General features: G+C 68.0%; 14 protein-coding genes. 3 read left to right on the plus strand and 11 right to left on the minus strand.

Annotation, left to right across the window (positions count from 1 at the left end; all coding sequences use genetic code 11):
* Positions 1–162 precede the first annotated feature (162 nt).
* Entirely contained in the window at positions 163–546 is a 384-nt protein-coding gene (locus C8D03_RS02735; RefSeq protein WP_108044895.1) for a response regulator, read from the plus strand.
* 15 nt (positions 547–561) lie between these two features.
* Here the strand turns inward: C8D03_RS02735 and C8D03_RS02740 are convergent, their stop codons facing one another.
* From C8D03_RS02740 to C8D03_RS02750, 3 genes are all read right to left on the minus strand, one after another.
* Positions 562–1,431, minus strand: a complete 870-nt coding sequence (locus tag C8D03_RS02740; protein ID WP_108044896.1) for a TIGR01459 family HAD-type hydrolase — start codon at positions 1,429–1,431, stop codon at positions 562–564.
* Positions 1,432–1,622: 191 nt separating this feature from the next.
* Positions 1,623–3,089 (minus strand): EAL domain-containing protein, encoded by a 1,467-nt coding sequence (locus C8D03_RS02745; protein WP_108044897.1) that lies wholly within the window; start codon positions 3,087–3,089, stop codon positions 1,623–1,625.
* Positions 3,090–3,252: 163 nt separating this feature from the next.
* Positions 3,253–5,043: a tetratricopeptide repeat protein gene (locus C8D03_RS02750; RefSeq protein ID WP_108044898.1), complete on the minus strand. Its 1,791-nt coding sequence runs from the start codon at positions 5,041–5,043 to the stop codon at positions 3,253–3,255.
* Between the two features lie 178 nt (positions 5,044–5,221).
* On the opposite strand from C8D03_RS02750, the gene aptA reads away from it, so the two are divergent.
* Positions 5,222–6,562, plus strand: a complete 1,341-nt coding sequence (gene aptA, locus C8D03_RS02755; protein WP_108044899.1) for an omega-aminotransferase AptA — start codon at positions 5,222–5,224, stop codon at positions 6,560–6,562.
* Positions 6,563–6,604: 42 nt separating this feature from the next.
* On the opposite strand, the gene C8D03_RS02760 is transcribed toward aptA, so the two are convergent.
* The 8 genes from C8D03_RS02760 to C8D03_RS25980 all read right to left on the minus strand — a co-directional run bounded on the left by C8D03_RS02760 (position 6,605) and on the right by C8D03_RS25980 (position 14,152).
* Positions 6,605–6,832, minus strand: coding sequence for a Txe/YoeB family addiction module toxin (locus C8D03_RS02760; RefSeq protein ID WP_282568547.1), 228 nt, complete (start codon positions 6,830–6,832; stop codon positions 6,605–6,607).
* Positions 6,833–6,855: 23 nt separating this feature from the next.
* Positions 6,856–7,161 (minus strand): type II toxin-antitoxin system Phd/YefM family antitoxin, encoded by a 306-nt coding sequence (locus C8D03_RS02765; RefSeq protein ID WP_108044901.1) that lies wholly within the window; start codon positions 7,159–7,161, stop codon positions 6,856–6,858.
* Positions 7,162–7,206: 45 nt separating this feature from the next.
* Positions 7,207–7,701: a peptide deformylase gene (locus C8D03_RS02770; RefSeq protein WP_108044902.1), complete on the minus strand. Its 495-nt coding sequence runs from the start codon at positions 7,699–7,701 to the stop codon at positions 7,207–7,209.
* A gap of 7 nt (positions 7,702–7,708) precedes the next feature.
* Positions 7,709–9,913, minus strand: coding sequence for a 3-hydroxyacyl-CoA dehydrogenase NAD-binding domain-containing protein (locus tag C8D03_RS02775; RefSeq protein ID WP_108044903.1), 2,205 nt, complete (start codon positions 9,911–9,913; stop codon positions 7,709–7,711).
* An 11-nt stretch (positions 9,914–9,924) separates the two neighbouring features.
* Positions 9,925–11,133 carry an acetyl-CoA C-acetyltransferase gene (locus C8D03_RS02780; protein WP_108044904.1) on the minus strand — a complete coding sequence of 403 codons (1,209 nt, stop codon included), beginning with the start codon at positions 11,131–11,133 and terminating at the stop codon, positions 9,925–9,927.
* 163 nt (positions 11,134–11,296) lie between these two features.
* A complete protein-coding gene (locus C8D03_RS02785; protein ID WP_108044905.1) occupies positions 11,297–13,093 on the minus strand; it encodes an acyl-CoA dehydrogenase C-terminal domain-containing protein in 1,797 nt (598 codons plus the stop codon).
* A gap of 245 nt (positions 13,094–13,338) precedes the next feature.
* Complete coding sequence (locus C8D03_RS02790; protein ID WP_108051124.1) at positions 13,339–13,716, minus strand: MerR family transcriptional regulator; 378 nt, start codon at positions 13,714–13,716, stop codon at positions 13,339–13,341.
* 58 nt (positions 13,717–13,774) lie between these two features.
* Entirely contained in the window at positions 13,775–14,152 is a 378-nt protein-coding gene (locus C8D03_RS25980) for a hypothetical protein (protein WP_146170053.1), read from the minus strand.
* A gap of 27 nt (positions 14,153–14,179) precedes the next feature.
* Between C8D03_RS25980 and C8D03_RS02795 the strand changes: the two genes are divergently transcribed.
* Positions 14,180–17,587, plus strand: coding sequence for a tetratricopeptide repeat protein (locus C8D03_RS02795; protein WP_146170055.1), 3,408 nt, complete (start codon positions 14,180–14,182; stop codon positions 17,585–17,587).
* The last annotated feature ends 95 nt before the right edge of the window (positions 17,588–17,682 follow it).

The raw sequence follows: 17,682 nt of genomic DNA on the forward strand, positions 1-17,682 counted from the left end.
GGTGGCCTCACGGAACGATCTATTCCCTTGCGTCACTCCGCCATTGAATTAACCGCTTTGAAACACCGGCGCGCTATCACTTCGACGATCAGCCGCTGCCCGCCAAGGGCGCGGCGCGGGCGCTGCGCCCCACGCCTTCACCAATTTGCTTGGAGCACCGTAATGGCTCTCGACCCGTCCATGCCGATCCTGGTGGTCGATGACTACCAGACGATGGTCCGGATCATCCGCAATCTCCTGAAGCAGCTCGGCTTCGAGAATGTCGACGACGCCTCGGACGGCCAGGCCGCGATCGCCAAGATGCGCGACAAGCAGTACGGGCTCGTGATCTCCGACTGGAACATGGAGCCGATGACCGGCTTCGAGCTGCTGCAACGCGTGCGCCAGGAGGATGCCCTGTCGAGCACGCCCTTCATCATGGTCACCGCGGAATCGAAGACCGAGAACGTCATCGCCGCCAAGAAGGCCGGCGTGAACAACTACATCGTGAAGCCGTTCAACGCCCAGACGCTGCGCTCCAAGATCGAAGCCGCCTGCCCCGTCTGAGACGGACGCCGCCTCTCACCAGACGAGATGCGGCAGCGCATAGACCGGGCGATGGCTCTGCCGGCGAAACCAGCCATGGCGCTGGTCCCATGAAGCCTCCATCAGATCCTGGGCATGGATGCCCGCCAGCACCATGATGCCGGTCGCGCCGAAGGCGTCGGCGCCGGCGATGTCGGTACGGATCGCATCGCCGATGGCGCAGATCCGGTCCCGCGCGATCGGGGCACCACGCTTCTCCTCGGCGATGGCGAGCGCCGCCTCGTAGATCGGCCGGTGCGGCTTGCCGGCATAGACCACCTTGCCGCCGCGTTCCTCATAGGCCAGCGCCACCGAGCCCGCGCAGGGCACGATGCGGCCGCCGCGCTCGACGACGAGGTCGGGATTGGCGCAGATCATCTCGAGGCCGCGGGCCGCAAAGCCGTCGAGAAGCCCGGCATAGGTCTCGGCCGTGTCGGTCTCGTCGTCGCGCAGCCCGGTGCAGAGCACGTACTCCGCCGCCTCCGGCGCGACTTCGGGCGCGTCGAGGCCTGCGACCAGCGGCAGGTCGCGCTCGGGCCCGAGCCTGAACATGGGCCGGCCGGCGCGCTCCCGGATCAGGGCGCGGCAGACATCCCCCGAGGTGACGATCTCATCCCAGGCCGAGGCCGGCACGTCGAAGCTCGCCAGTTGCTCTCCGATGACAGAGCAGGGGCGCGGCGCATTGGTCACCAGCACCACGGTGATGCCCCGCTCGCGCATCGCGACCAACGCCTCGACCGCGCCCTGGAAGGCGGCGACGCCGTTATGGACGACGCCCCAGACATCGCAGAGGCAGAGATCGAAACGATCCGCGATATCGGAAAAGCCCGGCAGGGGGCGGGTGGCGGCGATCTCGGATGGCGGCAAGGCGTCTCACTCCCTCTGGGAGGGTGCCCTCTGGATGGGCGCCCTCTGGCTGCATGCCCTTTGACTGGGAGCCCGTCGCTCTACAGCATCGGGCGCGATCCCGCACGCGCGGCGATGCGATGGCACCCTGCCCCGGCCGCAGGCGTTACCGGGTGGATGCGTCACCGGGCCGAAGCGGTCCAACCGATGCGTCAGGCGCTGGCCCGGCGCAGCACCGAGCGGAACGACTGCCGCTCCGGCGGCGCCTCCCGCATCGGCGCGGGCGGAGGCGCAGGATAGCCGACGACCTCGGCCGCCTGAGGCTGCGGCGCGGGTTGCGGAGGCGGCTCGGGCGCCGCAGCCACCGGGGCGGGTTCGGCGAAGACGTCCGGCTTGACCGGCCGCGGCGGCGAGAAGACCAGCCCTTGCCCCATCATGACGCCGAGATCGATCATGTCGGCGACCGTCGGATCATCTTCGACCTGCTCGGCGATCAGGACCACCGAGGCCCGCGCCAGCAAGGTCGAAAGATCGCCCGCGGCGATATCGGCGGCCTGCGCATCGGCATGCTCCAGCAGCAGCGCTGCCGGCGCCTTGACGAAGCGGATGCCGCGATCGAACAGCGAGACCGGATCGAGCCTGAGATCGACGAGTTGGTCGAGCGCGAAGCGCACGCCATTGGCCGACATCGCCCCGAGCAGGCCCAGACTCGTCGGATCGAGGCCGCGGAAGACGCTCTGCGGCATCTCGATGATGAGATGGCCGGTGTGGTCGCGATATTTGTCGAGGATGCGCGACAGGGTCGCCAGCGCCTTCGAGGAACTCCAGGTCGCCGTGCTGAAATTGCAGGAGACGAAGAGATCACCCTCCTTCGAGCCGAGATGGCGGGCGATGGCGAGCGCGCGCGTCAGCACGAGCGCATCGAGCGTCGGCCCGAAGCCGCGCTCCTCGATGACGGCGAGGAATTCGTGCGGCAGCAGCAGCGTGTTCTCGTCGAGCCGCAGGCGCACCAGCGCCTCGTAGCCCCGGGTGCGACGCTGCGGCAACTGCACGATCGGCTGCAGATGAACCTCGACCTTGCCGTCGGACAGCGCGGCGCTGATGACGGCGGCACGCTCCGCCGCCGTCTTCTCCTGCGCCTGCCGCGCCGCTTCGGCCCGCTCGGCCGCCAGTACACGCAGGCGCTCCTGCCGGGCCGCCTCCGGGTCGATCACCACGATGGGCGCTGCCGCAGGCACCGCCTCGGGCGCCGGGGCCGTCCGCGACTGCACCGCCGCCAGCGCGGCGTCGTGATCGGAGAGCGTCGTCGCGACCTGGTGGATCAGGTCGCCGAGCAGCCCGACCTCGGCGGTCAGTTCGTTGATGGCGGCGCGCGCCGGGGCGGCATCCGCCTCGCGCATCGGCATCTGCTCGACGCGTTGCGACAGGGCGTCGAGCCGGATCGCATTGGTCGCCAGCCTGACCTTGACCTCACCGACGGCGGCCAGCACCTGCTCGCGCTGGGCGAGGCCGCGCCGCTCGAACAGCCAAAAGGACCCGATCGAGCCCGCGCCGGCCAGAAGCAGCCCGAGCGCGGTTCCCAGCGGCGTCGGCAGCAGGATCATCAGGACCGCGCCCGCCGACAGCCCGGTGACGGCGCTGGCGAGAGGATGCAGGGCATTCGGTCGAACAGGGGCCAAGGCAGCGATCGCGCAAGGGGTTGATCGGGACAGGACGGCGAATCACACCACTTTGGCGAGAGTACCCTTACGCCGGCCCGCAAGCGAGGCTTTGCCCGTACTCCATGCCCGTCCGCGCCCCGGAAGCCGTGGATGAGGGCTGCCGGAGCGCGATCCGGCCGACTCAGGGCGTGGCGATGCCGAGATCGGCGAGGATGCGCTCGATCACCTCGATGCCGAAGCCCTTGCGCATCAGCCAGAGACGCGGGTCTGTCTCGAAGAGCGAGGAACTCTGGCGCAGGGCGGCAAGCGCTTCCGCCTTGTCGGTATCGCTGCCCTTCTGTGCAGCCTGGAGCGCCCGGCCGAGCAAGGCATAAGGGTTGGAATCGGCGCCCAGAAACTCGCCATGGCCACGCGAAAGCTGCCCGGCGCCCAGCAGGCGCCCCCCGAGCAGGGCGAAGAAATCATAGGCTGGCGGGCGGCCGGCACTGAGTTCGATCGCCCGCTCCACGAGGGGAAGTCCCTCGGCGGGGCGGTTCAACTGGATGTAGCGCGCGCCCACACCAGCCATGATGTCGGCATCATACGGGTTGCGGACCAGCGCCTCGCGCCCGGCCCTGATCGCTTCGTCGGTTGCGCCGCGCGCGAAGAGGGCGTCCATCATCGCCTGCTGGGCCCGGGCACTGGAGGGGGCCAGCCGGACCGCCATCAGCGCGGTCGCCAATGCCCGCTCGAGTGGCGAGCCCGCCTGCGGGTTCAGGCCGGTGGTGTATTCCGCCAGGGTGAGAAACGTCAGTTGCGTCCAGGCAGGGTGGAAGGCGGGATCGTGTGCGATCAGATCCTGGATGCATTTGCGCGCGGCGAGATGGTCCTCGGGCTTCATGGTGCGGCGGACATCGAGGGCCTGGTAGATGCAGCGCATCGGTCCGGACGCCACGTTCTGCCGGATATCGGCGTGGATGATACCGAAAGGCTCGGCCAGCCGGATCGCCAGACGGCGGGCGATATCGGGCAGATCGGCATCGTCGACGCTCATCGGCCGTGTCGACGAGGCCGACCAGACGATGCGGCCATCCGCGACCGAACGGAGGCGCCCGAAGCTTTCCAGCGTGCCGTCGACCATCTGGCCCGTCATCTCGAAGACATAGGCGGCATCGGCCGGGGCAGCGTCGCCCATCGGCGGCACCTTGACCGTGACGAGATCATCGAACCGCGCCAGGGCGTCGACCAGAAAGCGGGAGAAACGGCCCGCGAGAGCAGCGAGCTTCGGGTCACCGCTCAGGTCCGGAATCGTCACCGCCACGATCGTCGGCTGCGACGGCACGGCCGGTGACGCGGGCCGGGCAACGGTCACAGGCGCGCGGGACGGCGCGATGGCGGCGACGTCCGGCTCCGGCGCGGTGCCGGGCACGCCGAGATACCAGGCGCCCAGCGGCACCAGCGCGATGCCAAGCGCCGCGCCGGCAATAACCGGCCAGCGTTTCGACAGCCAGCGCTCCGGCGGCGATTCCGGCGGAGGCTCCGGCGCGACGGGCGGCTCGAACGCCGAACCGTCGATCGCCGCCGGCACCGTGACCTCCTCGCGATCCGGCATCGCGGCCGGCTGCTGCCCGGTCCTTTCGAAGACCGGGACATAGCCACCGACCGGCATCGCGATCCGTACCGGATCGTCGGCGCCTTCGCCGGCATAGTACTGGGCGAGCGTCCGGCGCAGGCGGCCGGCCTCGACGCGCACGATCGGGTCCGTCTGCGGATCGAAATCGGCGGGGCGGCCGAATGCCTCGACCGCGATCGTATAGCCCTTCAGCTCCGAACTGCGCCCTTCGATGGCGCGTTCGACGATGAAGCCGAGAAAAGCGGAAAGCTGCGGAGCAGCGCGAAACGCATCCGACGCCAGAGCGCGCGCGAGTCCAGCGCGGATCAACGCCTGGAACGCGTCGTCCGCCGGCTCCAAAGCTGCGCCGCTTTCGTCCATGGGGGTCCGGTTCAGTTTGCGCCCCTTTGTCAAACTACGCCAAAAGCGACGCTACGTCACCTTTCCCGAGAAGCGCCCCCGCCCTTCTCGTTGCGCGCATGGATGCCGCGTCGCCGCGACGATTTACAGTCCGCATCGCGATGTTAGGTTGAGGGAAGATTAATCACAGGATCGTCCGATGACCTCAGCACCGTCCCCGATCGCGACCCCCAACGACCTTGAGGCCTTCTGGATGCCGTTCACGGCGAACCGGGCCTTCAAGAAAAACCCGCGGATGATCGCGCGGGCGGACGGCATGTATTACTACACCCCCGAGGGCAAGCCGATCATGGACGGCACCGCCGGGCTGTGGTGCTGCAATGCGGGACACAAGCGGCGCCCGATCATCGAGGCGATCCAGGCCCAGGCCGAGGAACTCGACTTCGCGCCGAATTTCCAGTTCGGCCACCCCAAGGTCTTCGCCGCCGCGGCCCGCGTCGCGGCGCTGGCGCCTGGCGATCTCGACCATGTCTTCTTCGCCGGCTCGGGCTCGGAAGCCGCCGACACGGCGCTGAAGATCGCGATCGCCTACTGGAACGTGCTCGGCAAGGGCTCGAAGACGCGGCTGATCGGGCGCGAGCGCGGCTATCACGGCGTCGGCTTCGGCGGCATCTCGGTCGGCGGCATCGTCTCGAACCGGAAGTTCTTCGGCTCGCTGCTGGCGGGCTCCGACCACATGCCCGCGACCTATGACCGCGAGAAGCAGCGCTTCACCAAGGGCGAGCCGGACTATGGCGCGCATTTCGCCGACGAGCTCGAGCGTATCGTCACGCTGCACGACGCCTCGACCATCGCCGCCGTGATGATCGAGCCGATGTCGGGCTCGACCGGCGTGCTGCCGCCGCCCAAGGGCTATCTCAAGCGGCTGCGCGAGATCTGCACCAAGCACGGCATCCTGCTGATCTTCGACGAGGTCATCACCGGCTTCGGCCGTCTCGGCCACGCCTTCGCGGCCGAACGCTACGACGTCGTCCCCGACATGATCACCTTCGCCAAGGGCGTGACCTCGGGCGCCGTGCCGATGGGCGGCGTGATCGTGCGCAAGCCGATCTTCGACGCCTTCATGAACGGGCCCGACAACGCCATCGAGCTGTTCCACGGCTACACTTATTCAGGCCATCCGCTGGCGGCGGCGGCCTCGCTGGCGACGCTCGACATCTACCGGGACGAAGGCCTGTTCGAGCGGGCCAAGACGCTGGAGCCGATCTGGGCCGACGCGGTCATGGACCTCAAGGAAGAGCCCAACGTGCTCGACATCCGCACGCTCGGCCTCGTCGCCGGCATCGACCTCGCCTCGCGGCCCGACGGCGTCGGCAAGCGCGGTTACGAGGCGATGGAGCACGCCTTCCACAATGAGGGGCTGATGGTGCGCCTGACCGGCGACACGCTGGCCCTGACGCCACCGCTGATCGTCACCGAAGAACAGATCGGCGAGATCGTCGAGAAGACGCGTAGGGTGATCCGGGCTGTGGCGAACTGAACCAGAAAGCCTCGCCTTCTCTCGGAGGCGAGGCTTTCGCGATCAATAATGATACCGGCACTGCGCGATTTCGAGCCGATCCTCGATGACGCGATAAACCAGACGGTGTTCGTCGGTGATGCGGCGAGACCACCAGCCGGCCTTGTCGTGCCGCAATGGCTCGGGCTTGCCACGGCCGGTGAATGGCGTGCGAATGCATTCGTCGATAAGTTGAAGAGCCTTCAGCGCCGATTTGAGCTCATGAGCGGCCAGAGCGACCAACTCGTTCATCGCTCGACGCGATATGACGACATTCATTCGGCAGCGTCTTGGCGCTCAGACACCGCTTTCTCGACAAAGGCCTCAAGCTCTTCGAGCGAACCGAAGCTGATACCTTCCCCCCGATCGAGTTCGGCAATCGACTCTTCGAGCGCCTTCGCGTTGGCAGGGCTGGCATTCAGATAGCGCGTCTCCTCATAGGAGCCGAAATCTTCCAGCGAGAGCAAAACCGCCGCCTTGCCGTTGGCGCGGGTCACGATGACCGGGTCATGATCGTCCGCCGCCTGATCCATGATCTTGGCGAGGTTGGCGCGCAAATGGGAATAGGTCACGACTTTCATAAGCGGCATTGTACCAGATGTTGGACAAGCATGCTATGAGAGTCGCTAGCTCCGCTGCAGCTTGCCGTAGCGCGAGATCACCCTCTCGCGTTTCAGGCGCGAGAGGCGTTGCAGCCAGAAGATGCCGTCGAGCTGGTCGATCTCGTGCTGGTGGCAGACCGCGAGGAAGCCGTCGGCCTCCTCGGCATGCTCGGCACCGTCGAGATCCCGATAGCTCAGGCGCACCCTGGCCGCGCGCTCGACCTCCTCGGTGACACCTGGCATCGAGACGCTGCCTTCGGTGGCGCGGCTCGTTTCCGGCGACAACCAGAGGAGCGTCGGATTGACGTAGCTCCGGACCTCGCCCGGTGACAATTCGAGGACGACGAGGCGCAGCATCACGCCGACATGCGGCGCGGTGATGCCGACGCCGGGCGCCGCCCGCATCGTCTCCAGCAGATTGTTGGCGAGACGGCGCAAATCGGCGTCGAAATGCTCGACCGGCTCCGCGACCGCGCGCAGGCGCGGATCGGGGAACCGGACGATCGGCAGGACCGTCATACCGACCTCAGGCCGCGGCCTTCGCGGCCGCTGCGCCGTAATAGCTCTCGCCGGTCTTGGCCATGCGCTTGAGCTGGCGGTTGGGCTTGAAGCGTTCGCCATGCTTCTTCGCCAGCGCCTCGCAGAGCTTCACGAAGGCAGCGGCACCCATATTGTCGATGAAGGAGAGCGTGCCGCCGCTATAGGGGGCGAAGCCGAAGCCGATGATCGAGCCGACGTCCGCCTCGCGCGGATCGGTGACGACGCCTTCCTCATAGGTGCGCGCGGCCTCCAAGGCCTGCGTCACCAGCAGCCGATGCTGAAGCTCCTGCATGTCGACCGTCTCGGGATCGAGTCGCTTGCCGACCAGATCCGCCAGGCCGGGCCAGAGCCGCTTGGGGCCGGCTTCCGGATAGTCGTAGAAGCCCTTGCGGTTCTTGCGACCGAGGCGGCCATGCTTCTCGACCATGTCGGAGAGCAGCTTCTCCTGCGCCGGATCGACCGCGCCCTCCCCGAGCTGCGCCTTGGTCGCCTTGAGAACCTTGAAGGCGAGATCGACCGCGACCTCGTCATTGAGGGAAAGCGGGCCGACCGGCATGCCGGCCTGCTTGCCGGCCTGCTCGATCATCGCCGGCGGCACGCCCTCCATCAGCATGAGGTGACCCTCGCGGATGTAGTTGCCGACGCAGCGATTGGCGTAGAAGCCGCGCGTGTCGTTGACGACGATCGGCGTCTTCCTGATCGCGCGGACGAAATCGAGCGCCATGGCGAGCGCCTTCTTGCCCGTCTTCTTCGCCATGATGACCTCGACCAGCAGCATCTTCTCGACCGGCGAGAAGAAATGGATGCCGATGAAGTTCTGCGGCCGCTGGCTCGTGGTAGCGAGGCCGGTTATCGGCAGCGTCGAGGTGTTGGAGCCGAAGATGGTCTTCGGCCCGACAACGGCCTCGACCTTGGCGATGACCTCGGCCTTGACCTTGGGATCCTCGAAGACGGCCTCGACGACGAGATCGCAGCCCTTGAGCGCCGCATAGTCGGCGGTGGCGGTGATGCGGGAAAGCAGCGCATCACGATCGGCGGTCTTGGCGCGGCCCTTCATGATCTGGTCGGAAACCAGCTTGTGCGAATAGGCCTTGCCCTTGTCGGCAGCCTCCTGGTCGCGGTCGACGAGCACGACATCGAGCCCGGCCAGCGCCGAGACATAGGCGATGCCGGCGCCCATGAAGCCGGCGCCGACGACGCCGACCTTCTTCAGCTTCGAGGGCGGGATATCGGCCGGGCGGCGGGCGCCCTTGTTCAGCTCCTGCATCGAGACGAAGAGCGAGCGGATCATCGACGCCGCCTCCTTCGTCCGCAGGATCTTGGCGAAGTAGCGGCTCTCGACGCGCAGGCCGAGATCGATCGGCAGCTGCAGCCCCTCATAGACGGCCGACAGGATGGCGCGCGCGGCCGGGTAGTTGTCGTTGGTCTCACGGCGATAGATTGCATTGGCGGGCGGCCAGATCTGCATGCCGGCCGGCGAATAGACCTTGTTGGAGGGTAGCTTGAAGCCCTTCTGGTCCCAGGGCGCGGTTGCGGCCGGGTTGGCCTTGAGCCACTCCTTCGCATTGGCGACGAGCTCTCCGCGCGGCACGACGGCATGGACGAGGCCGGTGTTGCGCGCCGGGAGCGCCTTCACCTGCTCGCCCTTGAACATCATCTGGAGCGCGTCGCCGGTCTGCATCAGGCGTGCGACGCGCTGGGTGCCGCCGGCGCCGGGAAACAATCCGACCTTGATCTCGGGCAGGCCGACGCGGGTCGATGCATCGTAGGAGACGACGCGATACTGGCAGGCGAGAGCCAGCTCGAAGGCGCCGCCGAGGCAGACGCCATGGATCGCGGCGGCGAACGGCTTCCCGCAGGTTTCGAGCTTGCGGTAGAGCAGCGACAGCTTGCGGCTCTCGTCGAAGAAGCTCTGCATCGCGACCTGCTCGCCCTTCTCCGCGGCCAGGCGGATGTAGAGATCGCGCAGGCCTTGCAGCATGGTCAGGTCGGCGCCGCCGGAAAACGCCTCCTTGCCGGAGGTGATGACGCAGCCCTTGATGGCCTCATCCGAGGCGACCTTGTCGATGATCTGGTCGAGCTCGCCCATCAGCTCGGGCGTGATGACGTTCATCGAGCGGCCGGGCATGTCCCAGGTCGCGGTGGCGATGCCGTCAGCGTCGATGTCGAAGCGGAAATTGACGAGGTTCATGGCCGTTCTCCTCAAACCCGTTCGATGATCGTTGCGACGCCCATGCCGGCAGCGACGCAGAGCGTCACCAGCGCGGTGGTCTTGTTCGTGCGCTCCAGCTCGTCGAGCACCGTGCCGAGGATCATCGCGCCGGTGGCGCCAAGCGGATGGCCCATCGCGATGGCGCCGCCATTCACGTTCAGCACGGCGTCGTCGATGTCGAAGGCCTGCTGATAGCGCAGCACCACCGAGGAAAAGGCCTCGTTCAGCTCGAACAGGTCGATGTCCTTCGTGGTCATGCCGGCCTTCCTCAGCACGAGTTCGGTGACGTCGACCGGGCCGGTCAGCATCAGCGCGAGGTCCGAGCCGATGGTGGCGAAGGCGCGGATGCGGGCGCGGGGTTTCAGGCCGGCCGCCTTGCCACCCTTCTTAGAGCCGACGAGCACAGCGGCGGCTCCGTCGACGATGCCCGAGGAATTGCCGGCATGGTGGACGTGGTTGACGTATTCGACATCGGGATGGGCCGCGGTCGCGACCGCGTCAAAACCACCCATCTCGCCCATCTGGACGAAGGAGGCCTTCAGGCTGGCCAGCGTCTGCATGTCGGTGGCGGGGCGGATCGTCTCGTCACGGTCGAGGATGATCAGGCCGTTGACGTCGGTGACCGGGATCACCGAATTCCTGAAGCGGCCCGCCTCCCAGGCGGCGGCGGCACGCTTGTGCGAGCGCACGGCATAGGCGTCGACGTCGTCGCGGGAGAAGCCGTATTTGGTCGCGATCAGATCGGCCGAAATGCCCTGCGGCATGAACCAGGTGTCGATGGCGACGGAGGGGTCGACCGCGATGCCGAAGCCCGAGGCGCCCATGCCGACGCGCGACATGCTCTCGACGCCGCCGCCGATCGCCATATCCTTCTGGCCCGACATGACCTGGGCCGCAGCGAGGTTCACCGCATCGAGCCCGGAGGCGCAGAAGCGATTGATCTGGATGCCCGGCACCTCCTTGCCATAGCCGGCCTTGAGCGCGACGGTGCGCGCAATATCGCCGCCCGCTTCGCCGACCGGATCGACGCAGCCGAAGACGACATCCTCGACCAGCCTGGTGTCGAGCCTGTTGCGATCCTTGATCGCGCGCAGGGCCTGCGTGCCGAGCTCGATCGCCGTGACCTCGTGCAGGGAGCCGTCGGCCTTGCCCTTGCCGCGCGGCGTGCGGACATGGTCGTAGATGAATGCGTCTGCCATGAGTGAGCCTCCCGGGCCGGCCGCTGCGTGGCGGCTTATTCTGGTGCCGGACGTCATGGTCGGGCTTGACCCGACCATCTCGTCATCCAGCGGGTTCTGCAAGAGATGCTGGGTCTGCAAGAGATGGTCGGGTCAAGCCCGACCATGACGCGCCGCCTGCGCGTCAGAACTGTTCGGCGCTCAGCGCCATCGTCGAATCCGCGCCGCTGGTGATCCGCGCCAGATGCGCGCCCGTTTCCGGCAGCGAGCGCTCCATGAAAAACCGTGCCGTGACCAGCTTGGCGTTCATGCGCTCGGCCGCGCCATCGGCGCCGGCCGCGAGCTTGTCCTGCGCGACCCGAGCAATCTTCGCCCACATATAGCCGAGCGAAACGAGGCCGAGCAGGTGCATATAGTCGGTCGCGCCGGCGCCGGCATTGTCGGGCTTGGCCAGCGCGTTGTTCATGAACCACATCGTCGCATGCTGGAGATGGCCGAGCGAGGCCATCAGCGGGGCCAGCAAGGGCTTCATCGCCTCGTCCTCGGCATTCTCCTTGAGGAAGCCACCAACCTCGTTGAAGAAAGCCATGATGGCGCGGCCGCCGTCGCGGCCGAGCTTGCGGCCGACGAGGTCCATCGCTTGAACGCCGTTGGCGCCCTCATAGATCATGGCGATGCGGGCATCGCGAACGAACTGCTCGACGCCGGTTTCGGCGATGTAGCCGTGGCCGCCGAACATCTGCTGGGCCTTGACCGCATTGTCGAAGCCGACATCGGTCAGCATGCCCTTGAGCACCGGCGTCATCAGGCCGAGCTGATCGTCGGCGGCCTGACGCTCGGCGGCATCGTCCGAGCGGTGGGCGATATCGGACTTCAGCGCGTTCCAGAGCACGAAGGCGCGCGCCGCCTCGTTGAAGGCCTTGATCGACATCAGCGTGCGGCGGACATCGGGATGGACGATGATCGGGTCGGCCGGCTTGGCCGGGTCCTTCGCGCCCGTCAGCGCGCGGCCCTGGAGGCGGTCCTTCGCATAGACGACGGCGTTCTGGTAAGCGACCTCGGACTGGGCCAGGCCCTGGATCGCGACGCCGAGCCTGGCCTCGTTCATCATCACGAACATGGCGTTGAGGCCCTTGTTCTCGGCGCCGATGAGCCAGCCTTTCGCGCCATCATAGTTCATGACGCAGGTGGCGTTGCCGTGGATGCCCATCTTGTGCTCGATCGAGCCGCAGGTCACGCCGTTGCGCGCACCGACCGAACCGTCCGCGGCGACCTCATGGCGCGGCACAACGAAGAGCGAGATGCCCTTGACGCCGGCCGGGGCTCCCTCGATGCGGGCGAGCACGAGATGGATGATGTTCTCGGTGATGTCCTGCTCGCCCGCCGAGATGAAGATCTTGGTGCCGGTGATGGCGTAGGAGCCGTCGCCCTGCGGCAGGGCTTTCGTTTTGATCAGGCCGAGATCGGTGCCGCAATGCGGCTCGGTCAGGTTCATCGTGCCCGACCAGGTGCCCTCGATCATCTTCGGCAGGTAGGTGCGCTTCTGCTCGTCCGAACCATGGACGTTCAGCGCCGCGATCGCGCCCATGGTCAGGCCCGGATACATCGCGAACGCCATATTCGCCGAGGAGGCGAACTCGTTCATCACCGCGCCCAGCGTATAGGGCAGGCCCTGCCCGCCATATTCGGGGTCCATCGCCAGGCCGATCCAGCCGCCCTCGGCATAGGCCTTGTGCGCGGCCTTGAAGCCCTTTGGCGTGGTGACGCTGCCATCGGCGTTGCGGGTGCACCCCTCCTGGTCGCCGGACTGGTTGAGCGGCTGAAGCACCCCCTCGCAGAGCTTCGCACCTTCGCCCAGCACGGCCTCGACCACATCGGGCGTCGCCTCAGTGAAGCCCGGCAGGTTGTTGTAGCGCTCGATACCGAAGACGTCGTTCAGCAGGAACAGCGTGTCCTCGACGGGTGCCTTGTAGACCGGCATGGCGTTCCTCCCTCTCGTCGCAAAACCATTTCCGCAATCCCGAGCGGCGCTTGATGGTTCATATATAAACTATCTTTCTGGGTTTGGCAAAGGAGGATCGGGCGTTTCGCGCGGCGGCCCTCAGAGAGCGCGCACGCCCGAAGCAGACCGCACGAAAAACGCCCCGGCCGGGAGGCCGAGGCGTCAAGACGAATGCGGGTGCGCGACCGTGGCCGGACGCACCGGCCTATCGGGCCGGCGGCGCGTCAGGCCTTGGCGAAGCGCGCCGAGGAAGCTTCGAGCTCGGCGATGGCTTCGTCGATCTCGGCACGCTGGGCGCGCAGCAGTTCGAGCTGCTCGAGAACCTGCTCATGGCTGAGCTGGAGGCCGCCGACAGAGGCCGAGCCGGACTCGCCGCTCTTCTTCTCCTCATTGGCGAGCATGGCGCGAATCTCGACCAGCGTGAAGCCGAGCTGCTTGCCCTTGAGAATCAGAGCCAGGCGAGCCCGGTCGCGACCCGAATAGATCCGCGTCATACCGGAGCGGGCCGGTGCGATCAGACCGCGCGATTCGTAGAAGCGCAGGGTGCGCAACGTCACGCCGAAATCGCGGGCGAGATCACTGATGGTGAAGCGGCCGGTCATGTCCGATTCGGCGGGCGTGGATTTGGTCTCGGCGGGCTCCGACCTCGAAGAACGATCTTCATGATTCGAAGCGGCCGCCATAGCGAGGCTTTGGCGCGGCATTGGGGTTCATTCCTTGAAAACAGATATCAGCACGCCTGTCGGCGACGAGGCGGCGATCGATGGCTGGCAAATAGCCCAGCGCATCACCTAACGTCAGGTAATGTGCCGCTTCCGTCAGGTAAGTTACGGTTACGCGTGTCTCCGGCTCGATTCGCCGGGCGGCGCGTTCGCAGAAAATTAACGGATGGCCGCCGAATTTTAACCGGCTGTTTACCACGCCAGCCAAAAAGTCGGGCTTGCGGATCGGCATCGTCGTGACGGCAACGTTATCTTCAGGCGTCGCCAAGCCCGCAAGGAAGGCCGCGGCGTTCAGGGGCCTGCGCCTTCCGATCAAGGACAAGCCCCGTAGGCGAGCGTCATCATGGCCACTAGCTTGCCCTGGAGCGTGAAGGGCGTCGATCCCCGCACCCGCGACGCCGCGAAAGCCGCGGCCCGCCGCGCCGGGATGACGCTCGGCGAATGGCTCGACCACAAGCTGAACGACGAGGCCCCGGCCCCATCGACGCCGCCCGAGCAGCTCGACATCGCGGCTCTGTCCGAACGCCTCGCCCGTCTCTCTCAGGGCCAGATGGACACCGCGCCGCAGCAGGCCGTCAGCGCGCCCCGGAACGCGCCCCTGCCCTCGCGCGGCGAGATCGACGCCGTTCTGGCGCAGGCCGCCAGCATCGAGAAGCTCACCCGCGAATCCAGCGCCAAGACGGTCGGCGCACTCGATTCGATCGCGCGCTGGATCGAGAAGGCCGAGAACCGGATGAGCACCGGCGAACGCGCCGCCGCAGAACGCCAGGAGCGCGCAACCAACGTCATCGCCGAGGCGATCAAGACGATGGGCGAACGCCTGACCGACATCGAGCGCAAGTCGAGCGAGGCGCCGCGTGCGTCGTCGCGACCGGAGCAGGCGCCGCGTCTCGCCTTCAGCCGCGACGGTCTCGCAGCCGCCGTGACGGATATCCGCAGCCGCCAGCGCATGCTCGACGACGACGAGGCGCCAGCCGCCACGCACCGGCCGGCCATGGCCGAGAGCCGCATCTCGGCGCTGCGCGACGATCTGCGCGAACTCTCCGCCCGCATCGCGCCTGCCGCTCCCCGCAGCGAGCGCCCGGCGGCGCCGGCGCGGTCCATGCCGGTCGAGCGCGAGCCCCAACCTAGCCAGATCGAGGCGATGCTCGCCGATCTCGCCTCCCGCCTCGACCGTCTCGACACGCGCGACCGGCTGGAGCCGGTCCTGAAGCCGCTGGCGCGGATCGAATCGGAGGTATCGCGCCTGTCGCAGGACCGCTCCGGCGAAAGCTACCAGCGCTTCGAACTGGAGATCGCGCATCTGGCGGCCAAGGTCGATGCGCTGGCGGCGCGTGGCGGCGACCATACGATGCTCGCGCCGGTGCTGCGCGAGATCGCGGATATGCGCGACATGCTCGCCTCGAGCAGCGGTGAGGCGCGGCTCGGAGAGCTTTCGCAGCAGATTTCGGGGCTTTCCTTCGAGATCGACGGGCTGCGCGGCAACCGGCCCGACAGCCACGAACTGCACACTCTGACGCTGGCGATCGACGAGATTCGCAACGCCATCCTCACCGATCGCGGCTCGGCGCGGCTTCAGGATCTCGAACCCCTGGCCTCGCTGTCGCTCCAGATCGAAAGCCTGGCGAGCAAGATCGAGCTGCGGCCAGGCCGCGCGATCGAGGACCGGATCGACGCGCTGCAGGAGCGCATCGAGGCGCTGGCCGAAAAGGGGCCGGCCGCCGTGACGCGGCAGATCGAGGCGCTGGCCGGGCGCATCGAGAACCTCGCGGCCTCCAGCAACCTCGCCCAGCTGGTCAATGAAAGCCCGGCCGTGCAGGTCGCGCATGTAGACCTCGGGCCGGTCGAAGAGATGCTGCGCAACCTCGCCGAGAAGATCGACGAGGCCGGCCGGCCGGGCGCGGAAACGAGCGCCTTCGATGCGCTCGAACAGCAGATTTCCGGCCTCGCCCAGCGGCTCGACTCCGCAGCCGCGACCCGCTCTGCCGAGACCGGCATGGAGCGGACGCTGCAGGACCTCGTCGTCCACCTGCGCTCGCTGCGCGAGGAGACGACCGAGGCTGCCGAACGCGCCGCCCGCGCCGCCATGTCAGACCATCTCGACCAGGCGGCACAGCCCGCGAGCGGCATCGCCGAACTCAGCACGCTGGTTTCGGGCCTGCACCAGAGCCATGTCTCGAGCGGACGCGAGACGCAGGACGCCATCGGCGCCGTGCACCAGACGCTCGAGACCATCATCTCGCGGCTCTCCAGCCTCGAGGCCGAACTCGTCGCCGACCGGCAGGCCGCGGCGCCCCCCGCTCCCGCCCGCACGCCGATGCCGCCGCGGGTGGCCGCGGCCGAGCGCATGGCGGCCAGGCCGCCCGTCATGCCCGCCGCCATGGGCCTGGCGATGGAGGACCGGATCGGAGCCCCCGAGGTCACGGCCCCGGCCCGGACCGAGGCGCCCGCCACTCCGGCAGCCGTGACCGCCACTGCCGGAAGCGCGCCGCTGACGGCCGCGCTGGACCTGCCGCTGGAGCCCGGCTCCGGCCGGCCGCGCGCCGATGCCGTTCTTGCTGGCGGACATGACACGCAATCGATCCGGCAGAACCTGATCGCGGCTGCCAGGCGCTCCGCCAAGGCCGCGACGGAGGCCGCCTCCGCGCCCGCGGCCGGCGCCCCGGAGCCCGCAAAGAGCGGCGGCCGGCTCAAGGAGATCATGGAGAAGCGCAAGCGTCCTCTCCTGCTCGGCCTGGCCGCCCTCGTGCTCGCTCTGGGAACGGCGCATCTCGTCACCAACGCGCTGAAGGGCCCCCGCACGGCAGCCGTCGGCGAGGCCGTGCAGAGCCCGATCGTCCCGAAAGAAGAAGCTCCGGTTGAAACGCCGGCCAAGGCACCGGCCAAAGACCAGAGCTCGGCGCTTCAGCCCGCACCGGCCAGCCCGGCGCAGCCGATGCTGGCCGCTGCGCCTCCGCTGGCTGCGGAAATCACCGGCTCGACCACACAGCCTTCGGCCTCTCCGGCCCCGGCCGCTGCGCCGTCCCTCGGCGAGCCCGTCGAGGCCGTGACTGGCATCGGCGAGCTTCCCGCCGGGCTCGGCAGCCCCGGCCTGCGCAAGGCGGCGCTCGATGGCAATGCACGGGCGGTCTACGAACTGGCGAGCCGCGCCGCCGACGGCCCGGCCGCCTCGCGCGACCCCAAGCTGGCGCTGCGCCTGTTCGAACGCGCCGCGGTCGCCGGGCTCGCCCCGGCGCAGTTCCGCCTCGGCAACATGTTCGAAAAGGGCCTCGGCACCGCCCGCGACCTTTCGCTGGCGCGGGTCTGGTACATGCGCGCCGCCGAGCGCGGCAACGCCAAGGCGATGCACAACCTCGCGGTGCTGCATGCGGAGGGCGTCTCCGGCAAGCCGGACTATGCCACCGCGACCGACTGGTTCCGCCGCGCCGCCGAGTTCGGCGTGCGCGACAGCCAGTACAACCTCGCGGTCCTGCTCGGGCGCGGGCTCGGCGCGCCTGCCGATCTGGCGCAGTCCTATCTGTGGTTCTCGGTGGCCGCGAGCCAGGGCGACGACGACGCCGGCAAGAAGCGCGACGAGGTCGCCCAGCGGCTCGGCGCCACCGATCTCGCCGCCGCCAAGGCTGAAGCCGCCGGCTGGAAGCCGAAGTCCCTCGATGCCGCCGCCAACGAGGTCACGCCCCCCGCCAAGGGCTGGGACGAGACGCCGACCGCCGCCGCAACGAAGAAGCCGGTCAAGCCGGCGCGGAGCTGACTCGCCACCAGCCTCGCGACAGGCCGGATCGTCATGGTTTCGACGCGTTGGCAGGCCATCAGGACGAATGGCCTGCCGCTCGTCGGCGGGGTCGC

Source organism: Bosea sp. 124 (genome assembly GCF_003046175.1).
GTDB lineage: Bacteria > Pseudomonadota > Alphaproteobacteria > Rhizobiales > Beijerinckiaceae > Allobosea.

Bases quoted from the DNA above. Each gene is read 5' to 3' on its own strand.
- C8D03_RS02735 (WP_108044895.1), top strand. From the start codon at position 163: ATGGCTCTCGACCCGTCCATGCCGATCCTGGTGGTCGATGACTACCAG.
- C8D03_RS02750 (WP_108044898.1), bottom strand. From the start codon at position 5,043: ATGGACGAAAGCGGCGCAGCTTTGGAGCCGGCGGACGACGCGTTCCAG.
- aptA (WP_108044899.1), top strand. From the start codon at position 5,222: ATGACCTCAGCACCGTCCCCGATCGCGACCCCCAACGACCTTGAGGCC.
- C8D03_RS02760 (WP_282568547.1), bottom strand. From the start codon at position 6,832: ATGAACGAGTTGGTCGCTCTGGCCGCTCATGAGCTCAAATCGGCGCTG.
- C8D03_RS02765 (WP_108044901.1), bottom strand. From the start codon at position 7,161: ATGAAAGTCGTGACCTATTCCCATTTGCGCGCCAACCTCGCCAAGATC.
- C8D03_RS02770 (WP_108044902.1), bottom strand. From the start codon at position 7,701: ATGACGGTCCTGCCGATCGTCCGGTTCCCCGATCCGCGCCTGCGCGCG.
- C8D03_RS02775 (WP_108044903.1), bottom strand. From the start codon at position 9,913: ATGAACCTCGTCAATTTCCGCTTCGACATCGACGCTGACGGCATCGCC.
- C8D03_RS02780 (WP_108044904.1), bottom strand. From the start codon at position 11,133: ATGGCAGACGCATTCATCTACGACCATGTCCGCACGCCGCGCGGCAAG.
- C8D03_RS02785 (WP_108044905.1), bottom strand. From the start codon at position 13,093: ATGCCGGTCTACAAGGCACCCGTCGAGGACACGCTGTTCCTGCTGAAC.
- C8D03_RS02790 (WP_108051124.1), bottom strand. From the start codon at position 13,716: ATGACCGGCCGCTTCACCATCAGTGATCTCGCCCGCGATTTCGGCGTG.
- C8D03_RS02795 (WP_146170055.1), top strand. From the start codon at position 14,180: ATGGCCACTAGCTTGCCCTGGAGCGTGAAGGGCGTCGATCCCCGCACC.